Genomic DNA, 23,210 nt, shown 5'->3' with positions numbered 1-23,210 from the left:
GGACAGCCCGCCCGGATTCGACCCGACCGCCGCCGCCGACGCCTTCGGCGCCGACGACGACGCGGACGCCGGTTTCGTCGAGACCGAGCAGTACTAAGAGCTCGGGACCGGCCGCCGGTTCCAGGGTGCGGGTGCGCTGTGCTTGATCGCGCTCCGTGACGGAGTCGCAGATGGACATCGTCCCGCGCCCCTTCCGGGCGCCCCTTCGGGGACGCCCGGATCTTCGACGGGCAATCGCCCGCTCGGACACTGACTTCGGTACCTGATACGGCCGGAGCAGACACCTAGGAGAAACACCATGCCGAAGCCTGCCAAGGGTGCCCGTCTGGGCGGCAGTGCCGCGCACGAGAAGCTGCTCCTCGCGAACCTCGCGAAGTCGCTCTTCGAGCACGGCCGCATCACCACCACCGAGGCCAAGGCCCGCCGCCTGCGTCCCTACGCCGAGCGTCTGGTCACCAAGGCGAAGAAGGGTGACCTTCACAACCGCCGTCAGGTGCTCTCGGTGATCACGGACAAGAGCATCGTGCACACGCTCTTCACCGAGATCGGCCCGCGCTACGAGAACCGCCCGGGTGGCTACACCCGTATCACCAAGATCGGTAACCGCCGTGGCGACAACGCGCCCATGGCTGTCATCGAGCTGGTCGAGGCCCTGACCGTGGCCCAGCAGGCCACCGGTGAGGCCGAGGCCGCGACCAAGCGTTCCGCCAAGGACGCCGAGGCTCCGGCCAAGGTCGAGGACACCAAGGTCGAGGACGCCACCGAGGCTCCCGCCGAGGAGTCGAAGGACGCCTGAGGCACTGCCTCGCTGTGAGCGGGTCCGTCCCTTCGGGGGCGGGCCCGCTTTCGCGTTCCGGCGGGTGAGCCGGGCTTGAGAGGATCCACGAGTGAGTGACGAAGCAGAGCCCGGGTTCGTACGGGTACGGATGGACCTGTCCTACGACGGGAGCGGATTCTCCGGGTGGGCGAAGCAGGCCGCCGGCCGCAGGACCGTCCAGGGTGACATCGAGGCCGCGCTGCGGACGGTGACGCGGACGAAGGACACCACGTACGAGCTGACCGTGGCCGGGCGGACCGACGCCGGGGTGCACGCGCGCGGCCAGGTGGCCCACGTCGATCTGCCCGAGGAGGTGTGGGCGGAGCACCGGGAGAAGCTGCTGAAGCGGCTCGCCGGGCGGCTGGAGAAGGACGTACGGGTGTGGTCGCTCACCGAGGCGCCCGCGGGGTTCAACGCGCGTTTCTCGGCGGTCTGGCGGCGCTACGCCTACCGCGTCACCGACGAAGCCGGTGGCGTCGATCCGCTGCTGCGCAGTCATGTCCTGTGGCATGACTGGCCGTTGGACGTCGACGCCATGAACCGAGCCGCCGAGGGGCTGCTGGGGGAGCATGACTTCGCCGCGTACTGCAAGAAGCGCGAGGGCGCGACGACGATCCGTACGCTCCAGGAACTGAGCCTGGTGCGGGGGGCGGACGGCGTCATCACCGCCACCGTGCGGGCCGACGCGTTCTGCCACAACATGGTGCGCTCGCTGATCGGAGCCCTGCTGTTCGTGGGCGACGGGCACCGGGGACCCGACTGGCCCGGCAAGGTGCTCGCCGCCGGGGTACGGGACTCGGCCGTCCACGTCGTGCGTCCGCACGGGCTGACGCTGGAGGAAGTCGGATATCCCGCCGACGAGTTGCTGGCCGCGCGGAACAAGGAAGCGCGGAACAAGCGGACGTTGCCGGGGGCGTCCGGTTGCGCGGGCTGCTGACCGCCGGAGGCGGCCGGGGCACACCCGGCCGCCGTACGGGGGGAGTTACCGTCCGGCGGCCGCGGAGGCCTGGGCCTCGCCGCGGCGGCGGATCTGCCGGAAGGTGAACTCGGCCAGGTCGTCGCCGCTCGTGAACACCGCGGTGTCCTTCGTCGTCACGTCCTTGCCGTTGCTGAAGCCGGCGAGGGTGAAGTAGGCGTACCGGCCGTAGGCGTTGGTCGTGGAGCGGCAGACGGCCGCGTCGCAGAAGGACTTGACGCCGTTGCCCGACAGGGAGGCGATGATGCTCTTCTTGTCCGCATCGGCCTTCGCCCTGGTCGCCTTGGCCTCGGAGTCGAAGACCGCGACACCGACCGTGACCGCGACGCCGTCCTTGCTGTAGGTGACCCGCAGGAAGCGGGTGCAGCCGCCCTTGGTGAGGACCTTCGGGAGCGTGCCCTTCGCGGCCGAGGCGCAGTTCTTCGTGTCGGCCGTCGGACCCTTGCGGTAGACGCGGTCACCCATGGTGAGCTGCGTACCCGGGAAGAGGATGTCCGGGCTCAGCGCCGCCGTGTCCTTCCGCGCGCTGGATATGAACTCCTTGGGATCCAGCGGCGGCGGAGCCGAGGTCGGCTCGAACGACGGCGCCGGCTCCGTGGAACTCGGGATGTCCGCGGTGGCGGGCAGGTTCGACGGCTGGTTGGACGCCTGGTTGCTCCCGTTGGCGTTCACGACGGCCATGGCGACGGCGGCGCCGACCGCCACGGTGGCCACCGCGCCGCCCACGATGAACAGCAGCCTGCGGCGCCTGTTGCGCGTCTCGGAAGCCTCTGCCAGCGCGGCCCAGTCGGGGCTCGCGCCGGTCTGCTGGCCACCCCACTGGGACTGTTGCTGAGAACCCGGCTTCCAGGGGTCCCACGGGGCCTGCCCCTGCCCACCCTGCCCATAACTCATGCGCCGCATCTTAGACGGGCGTTGGGGGGTGCCGTTCCGCTCCCTCGAGCACTTGAGCCCCTAGCGTGATCTGAATGCGGACGGGCAAAAGTGACATCTCCGGGTGGTTGGTACGTCGGGCGTCCTGGCATGCGTGGACGGTGACGACGGCGGTGCTCTGCGCTCATGTCGCAGGGGTCGCGCGGGCCGGTTCGAACGGCGGGATGGACAACGCGATCGTCGTCCGGGCCGCGCGGACCTGGCTGGACGGGGGATCGCCCTACGCCGACCGGCACTTCCTCTACCTGCCGAGCGCGGTGCTCGCCGCGGTGCCGGAGGCGGTGCTCCCGGACGCGGTGCTGCGAGTGCTGGTTCCGCTGACCGTGACCGCGCTGCTGCTGGCGGGCTGGGTGTGGGCGCTGCGGATCCACGGGGTGCCGTGGCGCAGCCGGCTCGGGGTGCTCGGCCCCGCCGTGCTCGCGCTCGGCTTCGCGCCCTTCGGGCACCTCGTCTCGCTCGGCAACTGGACCGTGACCGCCGCCGCCGCGCTGCCGCTCGCGCTGCTGCTGGCCGCGCGGGAGCGGTGGGGGTGGGCCGGTGTGGTCGTGGGCGCTGCCGTGGCGCTCAAGCCCCTGCTGGCGCCTGTTGCGCTGCTCTTCGTGTTCGCGCGCCGGTGGCCGGGGCTGGCGGCGGCGGTGCTGGTGCCGGCCGTGGCGTCCGGCGGGGCCGCGCTGCTGATGCCCGATCCCACGGGGTTCGTGACCCGCACGCTGCCGTTCCTGCTGCGCGGCCATGACACGTTCGTCACGCTCTACGAGGCGTCGCCCGCGGCCGTGCTGCCTCGGCTCGGGGTGCCCGGCCGGGTCGCGGTCCCGCTCTCCTGCGCCGCCGCGGCCGCGGGGGTCGTGTGCGCGTACCGCCGCTGGTCCCGTGGTGTTCCGGGGCCGCTGCGGCTGGTCGAGACCGCGGTGCTGCTGATGCTCTCGGCGTTCCTGGTGTCCCGGCCGTCGTACGACCACTATCTGCTGGTCGTCGTGCCGCTGCTGCTCGCGGGGCTGCCGTATCCGGAGTCGGTGACCCGGGGGCCCTGGTTCTGGCTGGCTCTGGTGCCGCAGGTGCCCGGCGCGGACTGGCCCTGGCTGGAACCGGTGACCCGCCGTGCGTTCCGGGACTGCTTTACCCTGGTGGTGACGACCGCGACGGTGGTGCTCCGGCACCGCCGGAGCCAGGCACTCCGTGGCCCCGGCCACTTCGCCGCACAGCGGCGGGTACGACGGGCCACGAGGGTGTGATCCCTCGCGTTTTGACCCGTCCGGGGCACCGCGGGTAAGCTTGCGGTTTGTTATGTGTATTGGCTTGCTCATTCTCACGTGAGGGGCCCTTACACCGGTCCACCGGGGCTGATGACCAGCGACCAGCACGCGGTATGCGTCACCGCAGTGCGGTCAGGGCTGTCGTGATCGTCCGTGGTGGCCATGTCAGGACCCACTCACTGAAGAAGCGAAGGCTACGACCGTGCGTACGTACAGCCCCAAGCCCGGCGACATCACTCGCCAGTGGTACGTCATCGACGCCCAGGATGTCGTCCTGGGTCGTCTGGCGACCACTGCTGCGAACATCCTGCGGGGCAAGCACAAGCCGATCTACGCCCCCCACGTCGATGCTGGTGACTTCGTCATCATCATCAACGCGGACAAGGTGCACCTTTCCGGCAACAAGAAGACCCAGAAGCTGGCGTACCGCCACTCCGGTTACCCGGGTGGTCTGCGCTCCGTCCGTTACGACGAGCTGCTGGCGAAGAACCCCGAGAAGGCCGTCGAGAAGGCCATCCGAGGCATGGTTCCCAAGAACACCCTGGGCCGCCAGGTGCTCTCGAAGCTGAAGGTCTACGCGGGCGAGAACCACCCGCACGCTGCGCAGCAGCCGGTCCCGTTCGAGATCACCCAGGTCGCGCAGTAGTTCCGGCCACCCCCTAAGACATAAAGAAATCTGAGGAGAATCGTGGCCGAGACCACTGTTGAGCAGCCGGTCGAAGAGACTGAGCTCGTCGACGTCGAGAACTACACCACCGAGTCCGAGGTGCCCGTCGAGGGCGAGTACACCTCGGAGTCGCTCGCGGGCCGCTTCGGCGACCCGCAGCCGGCCGCCGGCCTGGGCCGTCGCAAGAACGCGATCGCCCGCGTCCGGATCGTCCCGGGCACCGGCAAGTGGAAGGTCAACGGGCGCACGCTCGAGGACTACTTCCCGAACAAGGTCCACCAGCAGGAAGTCAACGAGCCCTTCAAGGTGCTCGAGCTCGACGGCCGTTACGACGTCATCGCCCGCATCTCGGGTGGCGGCGTCTCCGGTCAGGCCGGTGCCCTGCGCCTCGGCGTGGCCCGCGCGCTGAACGAGGCCGACGCGGACAACAACCGCGCCGCCCTCAAGAAGGCCGGTTACCTCAAGCGCGACGACCGTGCGGTCGAGCGCAAGAAGGCCGGTCTCAAGAAGGCCCGTAAGGCTCCGCAGTACAGCAAGCGTTAAGCTTCGCTGCCTGCTCGTACGCGTCGTACGCGTAGCTTCGAACGCCCCGGCGGCACGCCACAGTGCCGCCGGGGCGTTCGTTTATCACAGCGCTGGGCGTATAACGGCACAAGGTGCTCAAAGGCTCATGTGATCGGATGACCTCCGTATTCTTCGGGGGGATTTCGTACTCTGAAGCTTCCTCAGGAGGACAAGTGGGACGACTCTTCGGCACGGACGGCGTGCGCGGTGTCGCCAACGCGGATCTGACGGCCGAGCTCGCGCTCGGGCTCTCCGTGGCGGCGGCGCACGTACTCGCCGAGGCGGGAACCTTCGAGGGCCACCGGGCTGTGGCGGTGGTCGGGCGGGATCCGCGCGCGTCCGGGGAGTTCCTGGAGGCCGCCGTGGTCGCCGGCCTCGCCAGCGCGGGCGTGGACGTCCTGCGGGTCGGTGTGCTGCCCACCCCCGCGGTGGCGTATCTCACCGGCGTGCTCGGCGCCGACCTCGGCGTGATGCTCTCCGCCAGCCACAACGCCATGCCCGACAACGGCATCAAGTTCTTCGCCCGCGGCGGGCACAAGCTCGCCGACGAGCTGGAGAACCGTATCGAGGGCGTCTACGAGGAGCACCGCACCGGCGCTCCCTGGGACCGTCCCACCGGCGCGGGCGTCGGCCGGGTGAGCTCCTACGACCAGGGCTTCGACCAGTACGTCGCCCACCTCATCGGGGTCCTGCCGAACCGTCTCGACGGTCTGAAGGTCGTCCTCGACGAGGCGCACGGCGCGGCCTCCCGGGTCTCGCCCGAGGCGTTCACGCGGGCCGGTGCCGAGATCATCACGATCGGCGCGGAGCCCGACGGGCTGAACATCAACGACGGCTGCGGTTCCACCCACCTCGAACTGCTCAAGGCCGCCGTCGTCGAGCACGGCGCGGACCTCGGCATCGCGCACGACGGTGACGCCGACCGCTGCCTCGCCGTGGACCACACGGGCGACGAGATCGACGGCGACCAGATCCTCGCCGTCCTCGCGCTGGCGATGCGAGAGCGTTCCGCACTGCGCTCCGGCACCGTTGTCGCGACGGTCATGTCCAACCTGGGGTTCAAGATCGCGATGGAGCGCGAGGGCCTCGCGCTCGTCCAGACGGCGGTCGGTGACCGCTACGTCCTGGAGGAGATGAAGCAGCACGGCTACGCCCTCGGCGGCGAGCAGTCCGGGCACGTCATCGTCCTCGACCACGCCACCACCGGCGACGGCACGCTGACCGGCCTGCTGCTGGCCGCCCGGGTCGCGCAGAGCGGCCGTACGCTCCGCGACCTCGCCTCGGTCATGGAGCGCCTGCCGCAGGTCCTCATCAACGTGCCGGACGTCGACCGGACGCGGGTGAAGACCTCCGCCGAGCTGGCCACGGCGGTCGGTGACGCGGAGCGGGAGCTCGGCAGCACCGGGCGTGTGCTGCTGCGTCCCTCCGGCACGGAGCCGCTCGTCCGCGTGATGGTCGAGGCCGCCGACATCGAGCACGCCCGCTCGGTGGCCGCGCGCCTGGCCGACGCCGTGAAGTCGGCACTGGGCTAGGGCCTGTCGTTTGGATCAGGTGGCGCCGCGGTGCGGTGCCTTGTCGATCGGGTCGAGTGGGGCAGGGTGCGTGCAGTTGCAAGGCGGAGGAGGGCGACGACGCGGAGCGTCGGCAACCGACGACAACGCCGCAGATGGGCGTGCCCTGCCCCACGTCCCGCCGCATGATCCAAACGACAGGCCCTAGGGCCGTTCAGGAGTCTCCGACCAAGTGGTGGGGCCCGGCGCCCGACAGGGTGCCGGGCCCCACCACTTGCGGGCTCTAGACGGCGACCTTGCGCCCGCGCTGCAGTGCCCAGAACCACTTCTGGGCCATCAGCGTGAGAATGCCGGCGAGGACGATGCCGAGCAGGTTGAACAGCAGTTGCTTGGTGGAGCCCCAGGTCTGGCCCATGTCGCCGTAGCTCAGGGCCACCGCGGCGTTCGCCGCGGCCGGCACGGTCGTCACGGAGATCGCGACACCGACCAGGGCCCCGGACTTCGCGGAGGTCAGCGACAGCATGCCGGCCGCGCCCGCGAGGACCGCGACGACGAACGAGAACCAGTCCGGGGCGTAGACGAACCCCGTGTTGGGGCGCGGTCCCTCCAGCTGCGCCTCGGTGAACAGGCCCACTCCGTCCATGAACAGGCTGAAGAGCACCGTCACCGCCATGGCGATCGCGAAGCCGGCCAGCAGCGCCGTCAGGGAGCGCACCGCCAGGCGCGGGCCCCGCTGCACGACGGCCGTGCACAGACCGGCCAGCGGGCCGAACTCCGGGCCCACGGCCATGGCGCCCACGATCAGCACCGCGTTGTCGAGCACGACACCGCAGGCCGCGATCATCGTGGCGATCGTGATGAACGCGACGTAGGTGACCGACAGGGTCGACTCCTCGTGCGTGGCCTCCTCCAGGTGCTCCCACAGCACCGCGTCGGCGCCCTCGCCCGGGGCGTCCGCCTCCGCCTTGTCGGCACGCTTCGACAGGGACAGGTCGATGTCCTCGACCGCGATCGAGCCCGTGCGGTCGATGCCCAGGTCCCGCAGCCCGCCGATGAGTTCGTCGCCCGCCTCACGCGCCACGTCGCACAGCACGACGTCGCCGACCGGATTGCGGGCGGCTCCCGGCAGGACGACGAGGTGGGCGGTGCCGACCGTTCCGTCGATGAGACGCACCACGTCGTCGGTCCGGTCGGCGGGTGTGATCAGGCGCAGATGCAGCATGGGCGCAGCGTAGTGGTCAGAGTTTGCGCAGACTCAGGCGCTGCACCTTGTGGTCCTGACCCTTGCGTACGACGAGGGTCGCCCGGCCGCGGGTGGGGGCCACGTTCTCCAGCAGGTTGGGCTTGTTGATGGTGCGCCAGGTCGTGCGGGCGTACTCGAGGGCCTCGTCCTCGGAGACCTGGGTGTACTTGCGGAAGTACGAGTCCGGGTTCTGGAACGCGGTCGCGCGCAGCTTGCGGAAGCGGTTCAGGTACCAGCGCTCGATGTCCTCGGCGCGGGCGTCGACGTACACGCTGAAGTCGAAGTAGTCCGCGAGGCCGACGCGGGTGCGGCCGTCCTTGCCGGGCAGGGCCGGCTGGAGCACGTTCAGGCCCTCGACGATGAGGATGTCGGGGCGGCGGACCGTCAGCCGCCGGCCGGGCACGATGTCGTAGATCAGGTGCGAGTAGACGGGGGCCGTCACCTCGTCCTTGCCCGCCTTGATGTCGGCGACGAAGCGGGTCAGGGCCCGCCGGTCGTACGACTCGGGGAAGCCCTTGCGGGACATCAGGCCGCGCGCTTCGAGCTCCTCGGTGGGGAGCAGGAAACCGTCCGTGGTGACCAGCTCGACGCGGGGGTGCTCGGGCCAGCGGGAGAGGAGCGCCTGGAGCAGCCGGGCGACCGTGGACTTGCCGACGGCCACGGAACCGGCGACGCCTATGACGAACGGGGTGCCCGCCTGGGAGCCCTTCTCGCCGAGGAAGGTGTTCAGGGCGCCTCTGAGTCCGTCCGTCGCGCCGACGTACAGGTTCAGGAGTCTGGACAGCGGCAGGTAGATGTCCCGCACCTCGTCGAGGTCGATGACGTCGCCCAGGCCACGCAGCTTCTCGACCTCCTCGGCGTTCAGCGGGAGCGGCGTCTTTTCGCGCAGCGCGCTCCACTCGGCACGGGTGAGGTCGACGTAGGGAGTCGCCTCCGGCTTGGACCGGTGGGCGCTCCGCGGCAACGAGGAGACCGGAGAGATCACAGTCCATTGTTACGGGAGGATGGACGGGATGGAGGGTGGGGTCCGTCACGCCGGGGTCCGCGGGGTGGATTCGCGGGGTCCGCGGGCCTGTGCGGAGGGTGGCTGGAATTTCCGATATCGGGCACGGAATGCCGGTATCGGAACGGCGTCGGCCCGTACGCTGCCGCCATGTGCGGAATCGTGGGATACGTGGGGTCGCAGTCGGCGCTTGACGTGGTGATGGCCGGACTGAAGCGGCTGGAGTACCGGGGATACGACTCGGCGGGTATCGCCGTCCTGGCGGACGGGGGGCTCGCCGCCGCGAAGAAGGCCGGGAAACTGGTCAACCTGGAGAAGGAGCTGGTCGACCGGCCGCTGCCGGCCGGAACGACAGGGATCGGACACACCCGCTGGGCCACCCACGGGGGGCCGACGGACGCCAACGCGCATCCGCACCTCGACAACGCGGGCCGGGTCGCCGTCGTCCACAACGGGATCATCGAGAACTTCGCGTCGCTGCGCGCCGAACTGGCCGAGCGGGGCCACGACCTGACCTCCGAGACGGACACCGAGGTGGTCGCCCATCTGCTCGCCGAGGAGTTCTCCTCGTGCGCGGACCTGGCGGAGGCGATGCGGCTGGTGTGCCGGCGTCTGGAGGGCGCGTTCACCCTGGTCGCGGTCGACGCGGACGACCCGGACGTGGTCGTGGGCGCGCGCCGCAACTCGCCGCTGGTGGTGGGTGTCGGCGAGGGCGAGGCGTTCCTCGCCTCGGACGTCGCGGCGTTCATCGCCCACACCCGCTCGGCGATCGAGCTGGGGCAGGACCAGGTCGTCGAGCTGCGCCGGGACGGTGTCGTCGTCACCGGGTTCGACGGCAGCCCCGCCGAGGTGCGCTCGTACCACGTCGACTGGGACGCGTCGGCGGCGGAGAAGGGCGGCTACGACTACTTCATGCTCAAGGAGATCGCCGAGCAGCCGAAGGCGGTCGCCGACACCCTGCTCGGGCGGATCGACGCGGCCGGCTCGCTGTCCCTCGACGAGGTGCGCATCCCGGTCCGGACGCTGCGCGAGATCGACAAGGTCGTCATCGTCGCCTGCGGCACGGCCTTCCACGCCGGTCTGATCGCCAAGTACGCCATCGAGCACTGGACACGCATGCCGTGCGAGGTGGAGCTGGCCAGCGAGTTCCGCTACCGGGACCCGATCCTGGACCGGCAGACCCTCGTCGTCGCGATCTCGCAGTCCGGCGAGACCATGGACACGCTGATGGCGCTGCGGCACGCCCGTGAGCAGGGCGCCAAAGTCCTGGCGATCTGCAACACGAACGGTTCGACGATCCCGCGTGAGTCCGACGCGGTGCTGTACACGCACGCGGGCCCCGAGGTCGCCGTCGCCTCCACCAAGGCCTTCCTCACCCAGTTGGTGGCCTGCTACCTGGTCGCGCTGTATCTGGGCCAGGTGCGCGGCACCAAGTGGGGCGACGAGATCCAGGCGGTGATCCGGGAGCTGTCCCGCATCTCCAGCGAGGTCGAGCGGGTCCTGGAGACCATGGAGCCGGTACGGGAGCTGGCGCGCTCCCTCGCCCACAAGGACACGGTGCTGTTCCTCGGGCGGCACGTGGGCTACCCGGTCGCGCTCGAAGGGGCCCTGAAGCTCAAGGAGCTGGCGTACATGCACGCCGAGGGGTTCGCGGCGGGCGAGCTGAAGCACGGGCCGATCGCGCTGATCGAGGAGGACCTGCCGGTGGTGGTCATCGCGCCGTCGCCGCGCGGCCGTTCGGTCCTGCACGACAAGATCGTCTCCAACATCCAGGAGATCCGGGCCCGGGGCGCCCGCACGATCGTCATCGCGGAGGAGGGCGACGAGGCGGTCGTCCCGTACGCCGACCACCTGATCCGCGTCCCGGCCACCCCGACCCTGCTCCAGCCACTGGTCTCGACGGTCCCGCTCCAGGTCTTCGCCTGCGAACTGGCGACGGCCCGCGGCAACGAGGTGGACCAGCCGAGGAACCTCGCGAAGTCGGTGACGGTGGAGTGAGCGGGGGGTCGGGGCCGGTTCGGTGAAGGGGCCCGGCGGGCCGGCGGCGGGGTTGTGCGTCGTGGGCCTCGCGGTCGCGCGGAGCGTGGTCCGGGAGCTTTAGGGTGCCCTCATGAGCATCATCGGGGTCGGGATCGACGTGGCCGAGATCGACCGGTTCCGGGCGTCGCTGGAGCGGACGCCGGGGCTGGCCGAACGCCTCTTCGTGGAGCGGGAGTTGTTGTTGCCGAGCGGCGGGCGGCGGGGTATCGCCTCGCTCGCGGCGCGGTTCGCGGCGAAGGAGGCGCTCGCCAAGGCGCTGGGCGCCCCGGCCGGGCTGTACTGGACGGACGCCGAGGTCTACGTCGAGGACAGCGGCCGGCCCCGCCTGCGGGTGAAGGGCACGGTCGCCGCCCGGGCGGCCGAACTGGGAGTGCGGTCCTGGCATGTGTCGCTCAGTCACGACGCGGGGGTGGCCTCGGCGGTGGTGATCGCCGAGGGGTAGGGCGCCCCGCGGCCCATCCCGCCGGACGCGCACCCCGTGGCCGGGGCGGCACGCCGCGCGGCGGTGCGGGAGACTCGGGAGCATGCGTACTGCGTACAGCGTGGAGACCGTAAGGGCCGCCGAACGGGAGCTGATGGCACGGCTTCCCGAGGGGGCGTTGATGCAGCGGGCCGCCGCCGGACTGGCCGCCGCCTGCGCGGACCTGCTCGGGCGGGTGTACGGCAGCCGGGTGGTGCTGCTGGTCGGCAGCGGCGACAACGGGGGCGACGCCCTCTACGCGGGAGCGCGTCTCGCCCGGCGCGGAGCCGGTGTCACCGCGGTGCTCCTGGCCCCCGGCCGCACGCACCCGGAGGGACTCACGGCACTGCTGCGTGCCGGGGGCAGGACCGCCGCGCCCGACGCCGCCGAACCGCTCCTGCGCCGAGCCGACCTCGTCGTGGACGGGATCGTCGGGATCGGCGGCAAGGGCGGGCTGCGGCCCGACGCCGCGCGGCTCGCCGAACTCGCCGAGGCCTCCCGTGCCCCGGTCGTCGCCGTCGATCTGCCGAGCGGCGTCGAGGCGGACACCGGCGAGGTGCTGGGCGACGCCGTCCGCGCCGACCTGACCGTCACGTTCGGCACGCACAAGCCGGGGCTGCTCGTCGATCCGGCGCGCGGGTACGCCGGTTCCGTCCACCTCGTCGACATCGGGCTCGACCTCCCGGAACAGGCCGACCTGGAGGCACTGCAGCACGCCGACGTCGCGGCCCGGCTGCCCCGGCCCGGTGCGGCCAGCGACAAGTACCGGCGCGGTGTCGTCGGGATCGCCGCCGGGTCCGCCCGCTATCCCGGCGCCGCCGTGCTCGCCGTCTCCGGTGCGCTGCGCGGCGGGGCAGGGGCGGTGCGGTACGTCGGGCCCGCCGCGGACGCCGTCATCGCGCGGTTCCCCGAGACGCTGGTGTCCGGCGACGGGCCGGCCAAGGCCGGACGGGTGCAGGCCTGGGTGGTCGGTCCCGGCGTCGGGGACGACGCCGGGTCCGTGGCGGAGGTGCTCGCCGCGGACGTGCCGGTCCTGGTGGACGCCGACGCGCTCCGGCTCGCCGACCGGGAGACCGTACGGGCCCGTAGCGCGCCCACGCTGATGACCCCGCACGCGGGCGAGGCAGCCGCGCTGCTCGGGGTCGCCCGCGAGGCGGTGGAGGAGGCACGGCTCGCCTCCGTGCGGGAGCTGGCGGGGCTGTACGGGGCGACGGTGCTGCTCAAGGGCGCCACCACCCTGGTCGCCGGGCCGGTCGGCGCCCCGGTCCGGGTCAACGCGACCGGCACGGCGTGGCTGGCCACCGCGGGAAGCGGGGACGTCCTGTCCGGGCTCGCCGGGTCGCTGCTGGCGTCCGGTCTGTCCGCCCTCGACGCCGGCAGCGTGGCCGCCTACCTGCACGGCCTCGCCGGCCGCTTCGCGGCGGACGGCGCGCCCGCCGGCGCCCACGACGTGGCCGCGGCCGTCCCGGAGGCGTGGCGCGACGTGACGGACTGACGGACCGGCAGACCGGCAGACCGGCGGACCGGCAGACCGGCAGACCCGGGGCGCCGGCGGCGAAGCGGCGTGGCGGATGGCGGGCCCCGGGAGCGGCCGAAGGTCGCGTTGCCCAGATCGGGGGACCCTTTCCGCGCGGCTCACCCCGGGGCGTCGGCTCGTTGCGTATGGCTGATCGCATGATGAGCAGACGAATGGCGTGCCGGGTGGTCGCGGTGCTGCTGACGGTGGCGGCGGCCGTGCCCGCGGGGACGGCCGCCGCCGCGCCCGGACCGCCGCCGCCCGCGGGTGGCCGTGCGCTGACCGGACCGGCGTCGCCCGCCATGGCGGGGCGCACCACGGTGGCGTGCGCCGCGGGGAAGGGCCCGCACCAGCGGCAGGTCGAACGGTGGCTGAAGCTCGCCGTGGACGGAAGGCAGTCCACGGCGGACTGCGAGGCCGTGCGGGCCTTCCAGACGAAGCACGGCATCAAGCCGGCGAACGGCTACGCCGGCCCCGTCACCTGGGCCCGGATGCGCCTGCTGTCCGCCCGCACCGGCCTGGCCGACGCGACGGCCGACGCGACGACCGGTCCGGCGGCCGACACGGCGACCGGTGCGGAGACCGGCCCGGTGGGTGGCCCCGCCACCGACGCCGCGGCCGGCCCGGCGACCGGCGCGGACACCGGCGCCGTGGCCGCGGGCGGCTGCCCGGTCCGTACCTACCGGGTCGCCTGCGTCGATCTCAAGCGCCAGCTCACCTGGGTGCAGAAGGGCGGCAAGACCCTCTTCGGGCCGGTGGCGATGCGCAGCGGCGGCGCCGGACACCGCACCAGGACCGGCTGGTTCCGGATCTACTGGAAGCACAGGAACCACTGGTCGTCGCTGTACAACGCACCCATGCCGTACGCCCAGTTCTTCAGCGGCGGGCAGGCCTTCCACGCCGTCTACGGCAGCATCCACACCATCGGCGGTTCGATGGGCTGCGTGAACCTGCGGCTCGCCGACGCTCGGAAACTGTGGGGCGTCCTCAAGACCCGCGACCACGTGTACGTGTGGGGCCGCAGGCCCGGCAGCTAGGGAGCCGTCCGGACCGGTGGGGGTCCACCACCGGGCCCGTCGCGGGGACCGGTGCCGGAAGGGTGTCGGACGCCTCTGAGAGACTGGGGCGCGATGACAGAGACAGCACACCCGCGGACGGCACCCCTGCGCGCCCGCGCCGAGATCGATCTGGCCGCCCTGCGGGCCAACGTGCGGGCCCTGCGCGCCCACGCGCCGACCGCGGCCCTGATGGCCGTGGTCAAGTCCGACGCGTACGGCCACGGCGCGGTCCCGTGCGCCCGCGCGGCGCGCGAGGCGGGCGCCACCTGGCTCGGCACGGCCACCCCGGAGGAGGCGCTCGCACTACGGGCGGCGGGGATCCCGGGCCGCATCATGTGCTGGCTCTGGACCCCGGGCGGCCCCTGGGCCGAGGCGATCGAGGCCGACCTCGACGTGTCGGTCAGCGGCATGTGGGCGCTGCGCGAGGTCACGGCCGCCGCCGAGGCCGTCGGCGCGCCCGCGCGGGTGCAGCTCAAGGCCGACACCGGCCTCGGCCGCGGCGGCTGCCAGCCCGCCGACTGGCCGGGGCTCGTCACGGCCGCCCTCGCCGCCGAGGCGCGCGGGCTCGTCACCGTCACCGGCCTCTGGTCGCACCTCGCCTGTGCCGACGAGCCGGGACACCCCTCGATCCAGGCTCAACTCGCGCTGTTCCGCGAGATGGTGGCCCACGCCGAGCAGCAGGGCGTGCGCCCCGAGGTGCGGCACATCGCCAACTCGCCCGCGACGCTGACCCTCCCCGAGAGCCACTTCGATCTCGTACGGACCGGGATCGCGGTCTACGGGATCTCGCCGAGCCCGGAGGTCGGTACGCCGGGCGACTTCGGACTGCGCCCGGTGATGACGCTGAGCGCGTCGCTGGCCCTGATCAAGCACGCCCCGGCCGGCCACGGCGTGAGCTACGGACATCACTACGTCACCCCGGGCGAGACCACCCTCGGCCTGGTCCCCGTCGGCTACGCGGACGGCATCCCGCGACACGCCTCCGGCACCGGACCGGTCCTGGTCGCCGGGAAGTGGCGCACGGTCGCGGGCCGGGTGGCCATGGACCAGTTCGTCGTCGACCTCGGCGGTGACGAGCCCGAGCCCGGCGCGCGGGCGGTCCTGTTCGGCCCCGGCGACCGGGGCGAGCCGACCGCCGAGGACTGGGCGCGCGCCGCGGGCACGATCGCGTACGAAATCGTCACGCGCATCGGAACCCGCGTCCCCCGCGTCTACGTGAAGGTGAACGAGGAACAAGTGGGGTAACACCCCTGGGCCGACAGGTGCGCGGGACCCGACGGGCGGAAAGCGGCGGGTGGCGCGCGCCGTTCGGGTGCCGGGCCAACAGCGCGCGGCCGAGAGCCGACAGCCGGAACGAGGAGGAGCGGGACGTGAGCGAGAGCAGCGCGGAGGCTGTCGTGAGTGCGGCCTCGGCCGCCGCCTCCGCTGGGAACTGGCGCAGGGCCGGGGTGGCCGGCGCCGCGATAGGCGTGGTCGCGGCGGGGGCCGCGGCCGGAGTCGCGATAGAGCGGCTCACGGTCGGCCGCGGCATGCGCAGGAAGGCCCGTCTCGCCCTGGACTCGGCCGGCCCGTACGGCGGGCTGCGCGGCACCCCCGGCAAGGCGTTCGCCGAGGACGGCACCGAGCTGTACTACGAGGTCGACGAGGCCGAGCCGGAGGCACCGCTCGGCCCGCGCCGACGCCGGCTGTTCGGCCGCAAGGCCCCGGCCCCCGTCACCGTCGTCTTCAGCCACGGCTACTGCCTGAACCAGGACTCCTGGCACTTCCAGCGTGCCGCGCTGCGCGGGGTGGTCCGCACGGTGCACTGGGACCAGCGCAGCCACGGACGCTCCGGGCGGGGCGCGGCCCAGCTGAAGGACGGCGCGCCGGTCACCATCGACCAGCTCGGCGGCGACCTGAAGGCCGTCATCGACGCGGCGGTGCCCGAGGGCGCGGTCGTGCTCGTCGGGCACTCCATGGGCGGCATGACGGTGATGGCGCTCGCCGACCGGTTCCCCGAGCTGATCCGCGACCGGGTCGCCGCCGTCGCCCTGGTCGGTACGTCGTCGGGGCGGCTCGGCGAGGTCAACTTCGGGCTGCCGGTCGCGGGCGTCAACGCGGTCCGGCGGGTGCTCCCCGGCGTGCTGAAGGCGCTCGGGCAGCAGGCCGCCCTGGTGGAGCGCGGACGGCGGGCCACCGCCGATCTGTTCGCCGGGGTCATCAAGCGCTACTCGTTCGCCGGCCGGGACATCGACCCGGCGATCGAGCGGTTCGCCGAGCGGATGATCGAGGGCACGCCGATCGACGTGGTCGCCGAGTTCTACCCGGCGTTCACCGACCACGACAAGACGGCCGCGCTCGCGCACTTCGCCGAGCTGCCCGTCCTCGTCCTCGCCGGCGTCAAGGACCTGGTGACGCCGAGCGAGCACAGCGAGGCCATTGCCGACCTGCTGCCGGACGCCGAGCTGGTGCTCGTCCCCGACGCGGGACACCTCGTCATGCTGGAGCATCCCGAGGTCGTCACCGACCGCCTCGCCGACCTCCTGGTACGCGCGGGAGCCGTCCCGGCAGGAGCTACGGTGGGTGGCTATGGAAGCACCAGCAGCAGCGCACAACCCGGCTGAGTCCACGCGGGACGGGGCCGGCGCGCAGATCACCGTGACCTCTCCCGAACAGATGCAGGAGCTGGGCCGCAGGCTGGCCGCGCTGCTGCGCGCCGGCGATCTCGTGATGCTGAACGGCGAGCTGGGCGCGGGCAAGACCACGCTGACCCGGGGCCTCGGCGAGGGACTCGGCGTGCGTGGCGCGGTCACCTCCCCGACGTTCGTCATCGCCCGGGTGCACCCCTCCCTCGTCGCCGGACCGCCGCTCGTGCACGTCGACGCGTACCGCCTCGGCGGCGGGCTCGACGAGATGGAGGACCTCGACCTCGACGTCTCGCTCTCCGACTCCGTGATCGTCGTGGAGTGGGGCGAGGGCAAGGTCGAGGAGCTGACCGACGACCGGCTGCACGTCGTCATCCACCGCGCCGTCGGCGACACCACCGACGAGGTGCGGCACGTGACGCTGACCGGGCTCGGCGAGCGCTGGGCCGCCGCCGGTCTGGACGCCCTGGCACGCTGACCGTGGCGAGCCCGCCGTGTCGCGCCGCCGAGCGGCCGGTGCGTCGGGCTCGTGCCGTCGGGCGTCTTCGGGTCGTACGTTCGGCCAACTATCCGACAGGACGTCGGCAAGATATTGCGTTCGGCGTCCCGCCCGTGGTCACATGGACTCCAGTGCGTGGTTAGGTCTACCTAACCACGCTGGCCCCCGAAGCCCCAGGAGGCGTCCATGTCGGCTTCAGAGTCGGCCGCAGTGCCGGCCGCGGACCGTGACGTGCCGGTGGCGCCGCGCGCGACGGGCGGGGTGTCGATGAGGGACCTGCTGGCGGCCTGCGCCGCGGCGGAGGCCGTCTCCCGGCCGCCCCGCGCCCCCTTGGGCGAACCGCGTGCCACGGACCGGGTGCACCGCGCCGCCGAGGGGCCCCGCAGGGCCGCCTGACGTCACCGCCCGGTGTCACCGTCGGCGGGCGCCAGGGGCTTCCTACTTGATGACGACGACCTTCACATTGACGACCGCGAACTCCCACATCACGTCGGCGTCGGCGCGCGACGCCCGGATGCCGCCGAGCTTCTTGCTGGGGTCGGGCGCGGTCGTGGAACCGTCGACGGCCGCGCTGAAACCGATCGCGACGCCGTTGACCAGCGTGAACCGTACGAGGTGCTCGATCGGCACGCCGTCGGACCCGGTGACCGAGCCCGCCCGCGTCGTCACGGCGTAGGTGCCCGGCGCCGGGTCGACCGTGCCGGGGGTGACCTCGAAGGTGCGCCGCACCTTGTTGCCCGCGCCGACCAGCCACACCCGGTCGTCGTCGGTCGAGTAGACGACCCGCTCGCCGCTGCCGGACCGGCCGGGCAGTGCGGCGGGGTTCTTCTTGTCCCGGGGCGCCTTGGACGTGGAGGCCTTCGGCGTCGCGCTCGCGTTCGGTTTGCCCAGGGTGTCCGGAACGCTCGCGGACGCCTGGTAGGCGAGGAAGCCGACTGCGGCGAGTGCCGCCACGGTGAGCCCGGCCACGAATCCCGAGCTGCTCCTAGCCACCTTGTGTGCCCACCTCTCGACCTTCGTACGTCTTTGCTGTGACGGTAGCAGCCGAGGGACGGCACTCCCGGGCGGCCGTACGTCCGGCTCGGGCGCCGTAGGCTGTTTGCGTGCTCTTGCTCGCTCTGGATACCGCCACTCCCGCCGTCACCGTCGCCCTGCACGACGGGACGGCCGTCGTCGCCTCGTCGAGCCAGGTGGACGCGCGACGGCACGGGGAACTGCTGCTGCCGGCCGTCGACCGGGTGCTCACCGAGGCCGGTCTCGGGCTGGACGCCGTCACCGGCGTCGTCGTGGGCGTCGGCCCCGGCCCGTACACCGGCCTGCGTGTCGGCCTCATGACCGCCGACACCTTCGGACTCGCCCTCGGCGTGCCCGTCCACGGCCTGTGCACCCTCGACGGGCTCGCGTACGCGGCCGACGTGGAGGGTCCCTTCGTCGTCGCCACGGACGCCCGCCGCAAGGAGGTCTACTGGGCGCGGTACACCGATCCCCGCACCCGGGTGTCGGAGCCCGCCGTGGACCGCCCCGCCGAGATCGCCGAGTCGCTCGCCGGGCTGCCCGTCGTCGGCGCGGGCGCTCTCCTCTACCCCGACGCCTTCCCGGACGCCCGCTCGCCCGAGCACGTCTCGGCCGCCGCGCTCGCCTCGCTGGCCGCCAAGAAGCTGGCCGCGGGCGAGGAACTGGAGCCGCCCCGGCCGCTGTACCTGCGCCGCCCGGACGCCCAGGTGCCCAAGAACTACAAGGTGGTCACCCCCAAGTGACCGCCGAACTGCGCGAGATGCGCTGGTGGGACATCGATCCCGTACTGGAGCTGGAGAAGGAACTCTTCCCCGTCGACGCCTGGTCCCGGGGCATGTTCTGGTCCGAGCTGGCCCACGCGCGCGGGCCGCAGGCGACCCGCCGCTATCTGGTGGCCAGGGACGGCGACCTCCTCGTCGGGTACGCGGGGCTCGCCGCCGCGGGCGATCTCGGCGACGTGCAGACCATCGCCGTACGCCGGGACCAGTGGGGCACCGGCCTCGGCGCCCGGCTGCTCACCGAACTGCTGCGGGCCGCGAGCGCCTTCGACTGCGCCGAGGTGATGCTGGAGTGCCGCGTGGACAACGTGCGCGCGCAGAAGCTCTACGAGCGCTTCGGCTTCGAGCCCATCGGCTTCCGGCGCGGCTACTACCAGCCGGGGAACGTGGACGCCCTGGTGATGCGCCTGCACGACCCCTCCGCCTCCGTACAAGGAACAGAGACCCATGGCTGACGAACCTCTCGTCCTCGGCATCGAGACCTCCTGCGACGAGACCGGTGTCGGCATCGTCCGGGGCACCACACTGCTCGCGGACGCGATCGCGTCGAGCGTCGACGAGCACGCCCGCTTCGGCGGGGTCGTGCCCGAGGTCGCCTCCCGCGCGCACCTGGAGGCGATGGTGCCGACCATCGAACGGGCGCTGAAGGAGGCCGGGGTCTCGGCCAGGGACCTGGACGGCATCGCCGTCACCGCGGGGCCCGGTCTCGCCGGCGCGCTGCTCGTCGGCGTCTCGGCGGCCAAGGCGTACGCGTACGCGCTCGGCAAGCCGCTGTACGGCGTCAACCACCTCGCCTCCCACATCTGCGTGGACCAGCTGGAGCACGGCGCGCTGCCCGAGCCGACGATGGCCCTGCTGGTGTCCGGCGGGCACTCGTCGCTGCTGCTCTCCACCGACATCACCTCCGACGTACGGCCGATGGGCGCGACCATCGACGACGCGGCCGGCGAGGCGTTCGACAAGATCGCGCGCGTGCTGAACCTCGGCTTCCCCGGCGGCCCGGTCATCGACCGGTACGCGACGGAGGGCGACCCGAAGGCGATCGCGTTCCCGCGCGGCCTGACCGGTCCGCGCGACCCGGCGTACGACTTCTCCTTCTCCGGTCTGAAGACCGCCGTGGCCCGCTGGATCGAGGCCAGGCGGGCGGCGGGCGAGGACGTGCCGGTGCGCGACGTCGCCGCGTCCTTCCAGGAGGCCGTGGTGGACGTGCTCACCCGCAAGGCCGTCCGGGCCTGCAAGGACCAGGGTGTCGACCACCTGATGATCGGCGGCGGTGTGGCCGCCAACTCGCGGCTGCGCGTGCTCGCCCAGGAGCGCTGCGAGGCCGCCGGGATCCGCCTGCGGGTGCCGCGCCCGAAGCTGTGCACGGACAACGGCGCGATGGTGGCAGCGCTCGGCGCCGAGATGGTCGCCCGCAACCGCGCCCCCTCCGACTGGGACCTGTCCGCGGACTCGTCCCTGCCGGTGACCGAGCCGCACGTGCCGGGGCACGCGCACACGCACACGCACGATCACGTGCACGAGGTCTCCAAGGAGAACCTCTACTCGTGACCGTCGCGCTGATGTGGGAGGCCCGGGCCGTCGCCGGCCGAGGTGGGGACCTGATCGCCTGGGTGCGGCGGCAGGAGATCACGGGGGAGCCGGTGCGGCGCGAGATCCTGCGGGCGCCGCAGGACCGGGTCCTGGTCATCACCTGGTGGAACGCCGCGTACGACGTCGAACTGCCTGAACTCCCGGAGCCCGACGGGGAGTTGGTGACACGCGCCGTGCACCGGTGGCGGTTCGAGTCGGTGACGGAGGACTGACGGTCCGCGGACCGTCACCGGTGGGGCCGGTGCCGGAAACGCCCCCGCGGAGCCGGTGGACCTGATCCACCCGACCCCGCGGGAGCGTTCCCGCGATGGACCTCAGGCGTGCGTCGTCACCTCGCAGCGCAGCCGCCGGTCCGTGCCCGGCAGCCGTCGTGGCCCGGTCAGTGTCAGCCGGGCGGTGTGCCGCGCCTCCGCGCTCGACGCCCCCAGCCGCAGCTCCAGCGCGCCCGGCTCGACCACCCGCTCGCCCGCGCGGTCGGTGAAGGCCGACAGGTCCGCGTGGAATCCGAAGGTGACCCGGCGGGACTCACCGGGCGCCAGGTCCAGGCGCTGGTAGCCGATCAGGCGCACGTCCGGACGGGTCACCGACGCCACCGGGTCGTGCAGGTAGAGCTGGACGACCTCGGTGCCGTCGCGGTCACCGGTGTTGCGGACGGTGAGCGAGACGTCGTACGAGCCGTCCGTCGTGATCTCGGCGTCCGCACCCTGGAAGTCCTCCCACGCGAACGACGTGTACGAGCGGCCGTGGCCGAAGGCGTGCAACGGGGTCGGGTCCAGGTTGCTCACCTCGTTCGCGAGGCCGAGCGGGGGCTGGAGGTAGGTCCAGGGCTGGGATCCGGGCAGCCGCGGCACGCTCACCGGGAGGCGCCCCGAGGGGTTGACGCGCCCGGACAGGACGCCGGCCACCGCCGGGCCGCCCTCCTCTCCCGGGAAGAACGCCTGCACCACCGCGCCCAGACGGCCGTCCCAGCGGCCCAGCGCGTAGGGGCGGCCGGTCAGCAGGACGAGCACCACCGGAACGCCCGTGGCGACCAGCGCGTCCAGCAACTCGCCCTGTACGCCGGGCAACCGGAGGTCCGCGGCGTCGCAGCCCTCACCGGAGGTGCCCCGGCCGAACAGTCCGGCACGATCGCCGAGGACCGCCACGCACACGTCTGCCTCGGACGCCCGCGCCACCGCCTCCGCGAAACCGGAGGGGTCGGGGTCCGAGACGCCACAGCCCTCCGCGAACGTCACCTTGGCGTCCGGGAGTTCGGAGCGCAGGGAGTCGAGGACGGTGGGGATGTCGATGCCTGCCGGCACGTCGGGATGGTGCGTGAGCACATGGGACGGGAAGGAGTAGCAGCCGAGCATCGCGAGCGGGTCCGCCGCGCGGGGGCCGACGACCGCGACGCGGATCCCGGGGGCCAGCGGCAGTACCCCGGCCGGGTTGTCCAGCAGGACCACCGACGCCTCGGCGAGGCGGCCGGCCAGGTCGCGGTTGGCCGTCGAGTCCAGGTCGACGGGGCCTTCGGGCTCCGGCCTCCAGTCCTCGTCCAGGAGGCCCAGTTCGCACTTCTGCAGTAGCACGCGACGGGCCGCCCGGTCGATCAGCGACTCCGGGGTGCTTCCGCTCCGTACGGCGTCCACCAGCGGCTTTCCGTAGCACTTCACCGTCGGCAGTTCGACGTCGATGCCCGCCTCCAGGGCCGCGTGCGCCGCCTCGGCCGGGCTTCCCGCGACCCGGTGCAGGGTCTGCAGGAAACCGACGCCGAAGTAGTCGGCGACCACGGTTCCGGTGAAGCCCCACTCCTCCCGCAGGAGTTCGGTCAGCAGCCGCGCGTCCGCCGACGCCGGCACGCCGTCCGTCTCGTTGTACGCCGCCATCACCGAACGGGCGCCGCCCTCCCGCAGCGCCATCTCGAACGGCGGCAGCGTGACGTCCGCGAACTCCCGTCCGCCCGCCCGCACCGGAGCCAGGTTCCGGCCGCCCGCCGAGGACGCGTACCCGGCGAAGTGCTTCAGGGTGGCGACGATCCCGGCCGACTCCAGGCCGCGCACGTACGCCGTACCGATCGTGCCGACGAGGTACGGGTCCTCGCCGATCGTCTCCTCCACCCGGCCCCAGCGCAGGTCGCGGACCACGTCGAGGACGGGGGCCAGTCCCTGGTGCACGCCGACCGAGCGCAGGTCGTCGCCGATGCGCCGGCCCAGCTCCTCGACCAGTCCCGGGTCGAAGGTGGCGCCCCAGGCGAGCGGGACGGGGTAGGCCGTCGCGCGCCAGGCGGTGAATCCCGCCAGGCACTCCTCGTGGGCGACCGCCGGAATGCCGAAGCGGCCGGCGTCGGCGATCGCGCGCTGGGCGCGGGCCAGGGCCCGCGCGCCGAGCTGCGGGTCCACCGGTGCCGTGCCGAAGGAGCGGGTCAGCTGGCCGAGCCCGAGCGTGATCAGCTCGTCCCAGTCCTGGTCGGCGGCCATCTCGTGCTGGAGCGGGGCGACTCCGTCGCCGTCCGTCGCCGCGCCCACCCACACGCCGTACAGCTGGGCGGTCTTCTCCTCCAGGGTCATCCGGGAGAGCAGGTCGTCGACGCGGGCTGCCGGGGTGAGGGAGGGGTCGCGCCAGGGAGCGGTGGTCATGGAACTCCTGTCAGGGAAAAGGGGGGTCGACTGCCCCTGGTCGTC

23 protein-coding genes are annotated in these 23,210 nt (G+C 72.6%); 18 read left to right on the top strand and 5 right to left on the bottom strand.

Translation table 11 applies throughout. From position 1 onward, the window contains the following. Nucleotides 1–298 precede the first annotated feature (298 nt). Together rplQ and truA are read left to right on the top strand one after the other, a co-directional pair. A complete protein-coding gene (gene rplQ / locus ACIRQH_RS40670; RefSeq protein WP_164375593.1) occupies nt 299–796 on the top strand; it encodes a 50S ribosomal protein L17 in 498 nt (165 codons plus the stop codon). Nucleotides 797–887: 91 nt separating this feature from the next. Beyond that, on the top strand, nt 888–1,754 hold the full coding sequence (truA, locus tag ACIRQH_RS40665) for a tRNA pseudouridine(38-40) synthase TruA (RefSeq protein WP_388869119.1): 867 nt from the start codon (nt 888–890) through the stop codon (nt 1,752–1,754). A gap of 45 nt (nt 1,755–1,799) precedes the next feature. Here the strand turns inward: truA and ACIRQH_RS40660 are convergent, their stop codons facing one another. Then, entirely contained in the window at nt 1,800–2,687 is an 888-nt protein-coding gene (locus tag ACIRQH_RS40660) for a hypothetical protein (protein ID WP_358822700.1), read from the bottom strand. Nucleotides 2,688–2,761: 74 nt separating this feature from the next. Here ACIRQH_RS40660 and ACIRQH_RS40655 point away from each other — a divergent pair, with 74 nt between their 5' ends. The 4 genes from ACIRQH_RS40655 to glmM all read left to right on the top strand — a co-directional run bounded on the left by ACIRQH_RS40655 (nt 2,762) and on the right by glmM (nt 6,742). Further along, nucleotides 2,762–3,958 carry a glycosyltransferase 87 family protein gene (locus tag ACIRQH_RS40655; protein WP_388869122.1) on the top strand — a complete coding sequence of 399 codons (1,197 nt, stop codon included), beginning with the start codon at nt 2,762–2,764 and terminating at the stop codon, nt 3,956–3,958. A 223-nt stretch (nt 3,959–4,181) separates the two neighbouring features. After that, nucleotides 4,182–4,625 carry a 50S ribosomal protein L13 gene (gene rplM, locus ACIRQH_RS40650; protein ID WP_037626954.1) on the top strand — a complete coding sequence of 148 codons (444 nt, stop codon included), beginning with the start codon at nt 4,182–4,184 and terminating at the stop codon, nt 4,623–4,625. A gap of 42 nt (nt 4,626–4,667) precedes the next feature. Beyond that, entirely contained in the window at nt 4,668–5,189 is a 522-nt protein-coding gene (gene rpsI / locus ACIRQH_RS40645; protein ID WP_358822698.1) for a 30S ribosomal protein S9, read from the top strand. Nucleotides 5,190–5,383: 194 nt separating this feature from the next. Further along, complete coding sequence (gene glmM / locus ACIRQH_RS40640; protein WP_358822697.1) at nt 5,384–6,742, top strand: phosphoglucosamine mutase; 1,359 nt, start codon at nt 5,384–5,386, stop codon at nt 6,740–6,742. Nucleotides 6,743–7,004: 262 nt separating this feature from the next. Here the strand turns inward: glmM and ACIRQH_RS40635 are convergent, their stop codons facing one another. Beyond that, complete coding sequence (locus tag ACIRQH_RS40635; RefSeq protein ID WP_388869126.1) at nt 7,005–7,943, bottom strand: DUF389 domain-containing protein; 939 nt, start codon at nt 7,941–7,943, stop codon at nt 7,005–7,007. A 16-nt stretch (nt 7,944–7,959) separates the two neighbouring features. Beyond that, the gene (gene coaA / locus ACIRQH_RS40630; RefSeq protein ID WP_358822719.1) at nt 7,960–8,949 is read right to left on the bottom strand and encodes a type I pantothenate kinase; all 990 of its coding nucleotides are present in this window, start codon (nt 8,947–8,949) and stop codon (nt 7,960–7,962) included. Nucleotides 8,950–9,117: 168 nt separating this feature from the next. On the opposite strand from coaA, the gene glmS reads away from it, so the two are divergent. The 8 genes from glmS (at nt 9,118) to ACIRQH_RS40590 (ending at nt 17,560) form a co-directional block, all read left to right on the top strand. Further along, nucleotides 9,118–10,965, top strand: coding sequence for a glutamine--fructose-6-phosphate transaminase (isomerizing) (gene glmS, locus ACIRQH_RS40625; protein ID WP_388869130.1), 1,848 nt, complete (start codon nt 9,118–9,120; stop codon nt 10,963–10,965). Nucleotides 10,966–11,077: 112 nt separating this feature from the next. Continuing rightward, nucleotides 11,078–11,449, top strand: coding sequence for a holo-ACP synthase (locus ACIRQH_RS40620; protein WP_358822717.1), 372 nt, complete (start codon nt 11,078–11,080; stop codon nt 11,447–11,449). A gap of 82 nt (nt 11,450–11,531) precedes the next feature. Continuing rightward, nucleotides 11,532–12,962 (top strand): NAD(P)H-hydrate dehydratase, encoded by a 1,431-nt coding sequence (locus tag ACIRQH_RS40615; RefSeq protein WP_388929548.1) that lies wholly within the window; start codon nt 11,532–11,534, stop codon nt 12,960–12,962. Between the two features lie 179 nt (nt 12,963–13,141). Then, nucleotides 13,142–14,020, top strand: a complete 879-nt coding sequence (locus ACIRQH_RS40610) for a L,D-transpeptidase family protein (protein WP_404230550.1) — start codon at nt 13,142–13,144, stop codon at nt 14,018–14,020. 93 nt (nt 14,021–14,113) lie between these two features. After that, nucleotides 14,114–15,286 carry an alanine racemase gene (gene alr, locus ACIRQH_RS40605; protein ID WP_404230547.1) on the top strand — a complete coding sequence of 391 codons (1,173 nt, stop codon included), beginning with the start codon at nt 14,114–14,116 and terminating at the stop codon, nt 15,284–15,286. A 125-nt stretch (nt 15,287–15,411) separates the two neighbouring features. Continuing rightward, complete coding sequence (locus tag ACIRQH_RS40600) at nt 15,412–16,644, top strand: alpha/beta fold hydrolase (RefSeq protein WP_388869142.1); 1,233 nt, start codon at nt 15,412–15,414, stop codon at nt 16,642–16,644. Beyond that, entirely contained in the window at nt 16,610–17,143 is a 534-nt protein-coding gene (tsaE, locus tag ACIRQH_RS40595) for a tRNA (adenosine(37)-N6)-threonylcarbamoyltransferase complex ATPase subunit type 1 TsaE (RefSeq protein ID WP_358819692.1), read from the top strand. The genes ACIRQH_RS40600 and tsaE overlap by 35 nt, the downstream gene beginning before the upstream one ends. 207 nt (nt 17,144–17,350) lie before the next feature. Then, nucleotides 17,351–17,560 carry a hypothetical protein gene (locus ACIRQH_RS40590; RefSeq protein WP_358819693.1) on the top strand — a complete coding sequence of 70 codons (210 nt, stop codon included), beginning with the start codon at nt 17,351–17,353 and terminating at the stop codon, nt 17,558–17,560. 42 nt (nt 17,561–17,602) lie between these two features. On the opposite strand, the gene ACIRQH_RS40585 is transcribed toward ACIRQH_RS40590, so the two are convergent. Beyond that, nucleotides 17,603–18,157 carry a hypothetical protein gene (locus ACIRQH_RS40585; RefSeq protein WP_358819694.1) on the bottom strand — a complete coding sequence of 185 codons (555 nt, stop codon included), beginning with the start codon at nt 18,155–18,157 and terminating at the stop codon, nt 17,603–17,605. Nucleotides 18,158–18,267: 110 nt separating this feature from the next. On the opposite strand from ACIRQH_RS40585, the gene tsaB reads away from it, so the two are divergent. From tsaB to ACIRQH_RS40565, 4 genes are read left to right on the top strand one after another with little or no spacing between them, the layout of a single operon-like run. Continuing rightward, nucleotides 18,268–18,921, top strand: coding sequence for a tRNA (adenosine(37)-N6)-threonylcarbamoyltransferase complex dimerization subunit type 1 TsaB (gene tsaB, locus ACIRQH_RS40580; RefSeq protein WP_404230542.1), 654 nt, complete (start codon nt 18,268–18,270; stop codon nt 18,919–18,921). Nucleotides 18,922–18,938: 17 nt separating this feature from the next. Next, on the top strand, nt 18,939–19,412 hold the full coding sequence (gene rimI / locus ACIRQH_RS40575) for a ribosomal protein S18-alanine N-acetyltransferase (RefSeq protein ID WP_358819751.1): 474 nt from the start codon (nt 18,939–18,941) through the stop codon (nt 19,410–19,412). Continuing rightward, nucleotides 19,405–20,508 (top strand): tRNA (adenosine(37)-N6)-threonylcarbamoyltransferase complex transferase subunit TsaD, encoded by a 1,104-nt coding sequence (tsaD, locus tag ACIRQH_RS40570; protein ID WP_358819695.1) that lies wholly within the window; start codon nt 19,405–19,407, stop codon nt 20,506–20,508. The genes rimI and tsaD overlap by 8 nt, the downstream gene beginning before the upstream one ends. Next, nucleotides 20,505–20,762 (top strand): hypothetical protein, encoded by a 258-nt coding sequence (locus tag ACIRQH_RS40565; RefSeq protein ID WP_404230540.1) that lies wholly within the window; start codon nt 20,505–20,507, stop codon nt 20,760–20,762. The genes tsaD and ACIRQH_RS40565 overlap by 4 nt, the downstream gene beginning before the upstream one ends. Nucleotides 20,763–20,864: 102 nt before the next feature. Here the strand turns inward: ACIRQH_RS40565 and ACIRQH_RS40560 are convergent, their stop codons facing one another. After that, a complete protein-coding gene (locus ACIRQH_RS40560) occupies nt 20,865–23,165 on the bottom strand; it encodes a glycoside hydrolase family 3 N-terminal domain-containing protein (RefSeq protein ID WP_404230537.1) in 2,301 nt (766 codons plus the stop codon). Nucleotides 23,166–23,210: the final 45 nt, after the last annotated feature.

Origin of the sequence: Streptomyces sp. NPDC102279 (assembly GCF_044766365.1) — a bacterium.
Classification (GTDB): domain Bacteria; phylum Actinomycetota; class Actinomycetes; order Streptomycetales; family Streptomycetaceae; genus Streptomyces.
The sequence above is the reverse complement of the archived record's forward strand: the minus strand, read 5'-3'. Positions and strand labels throughout refer to the sequence as shown.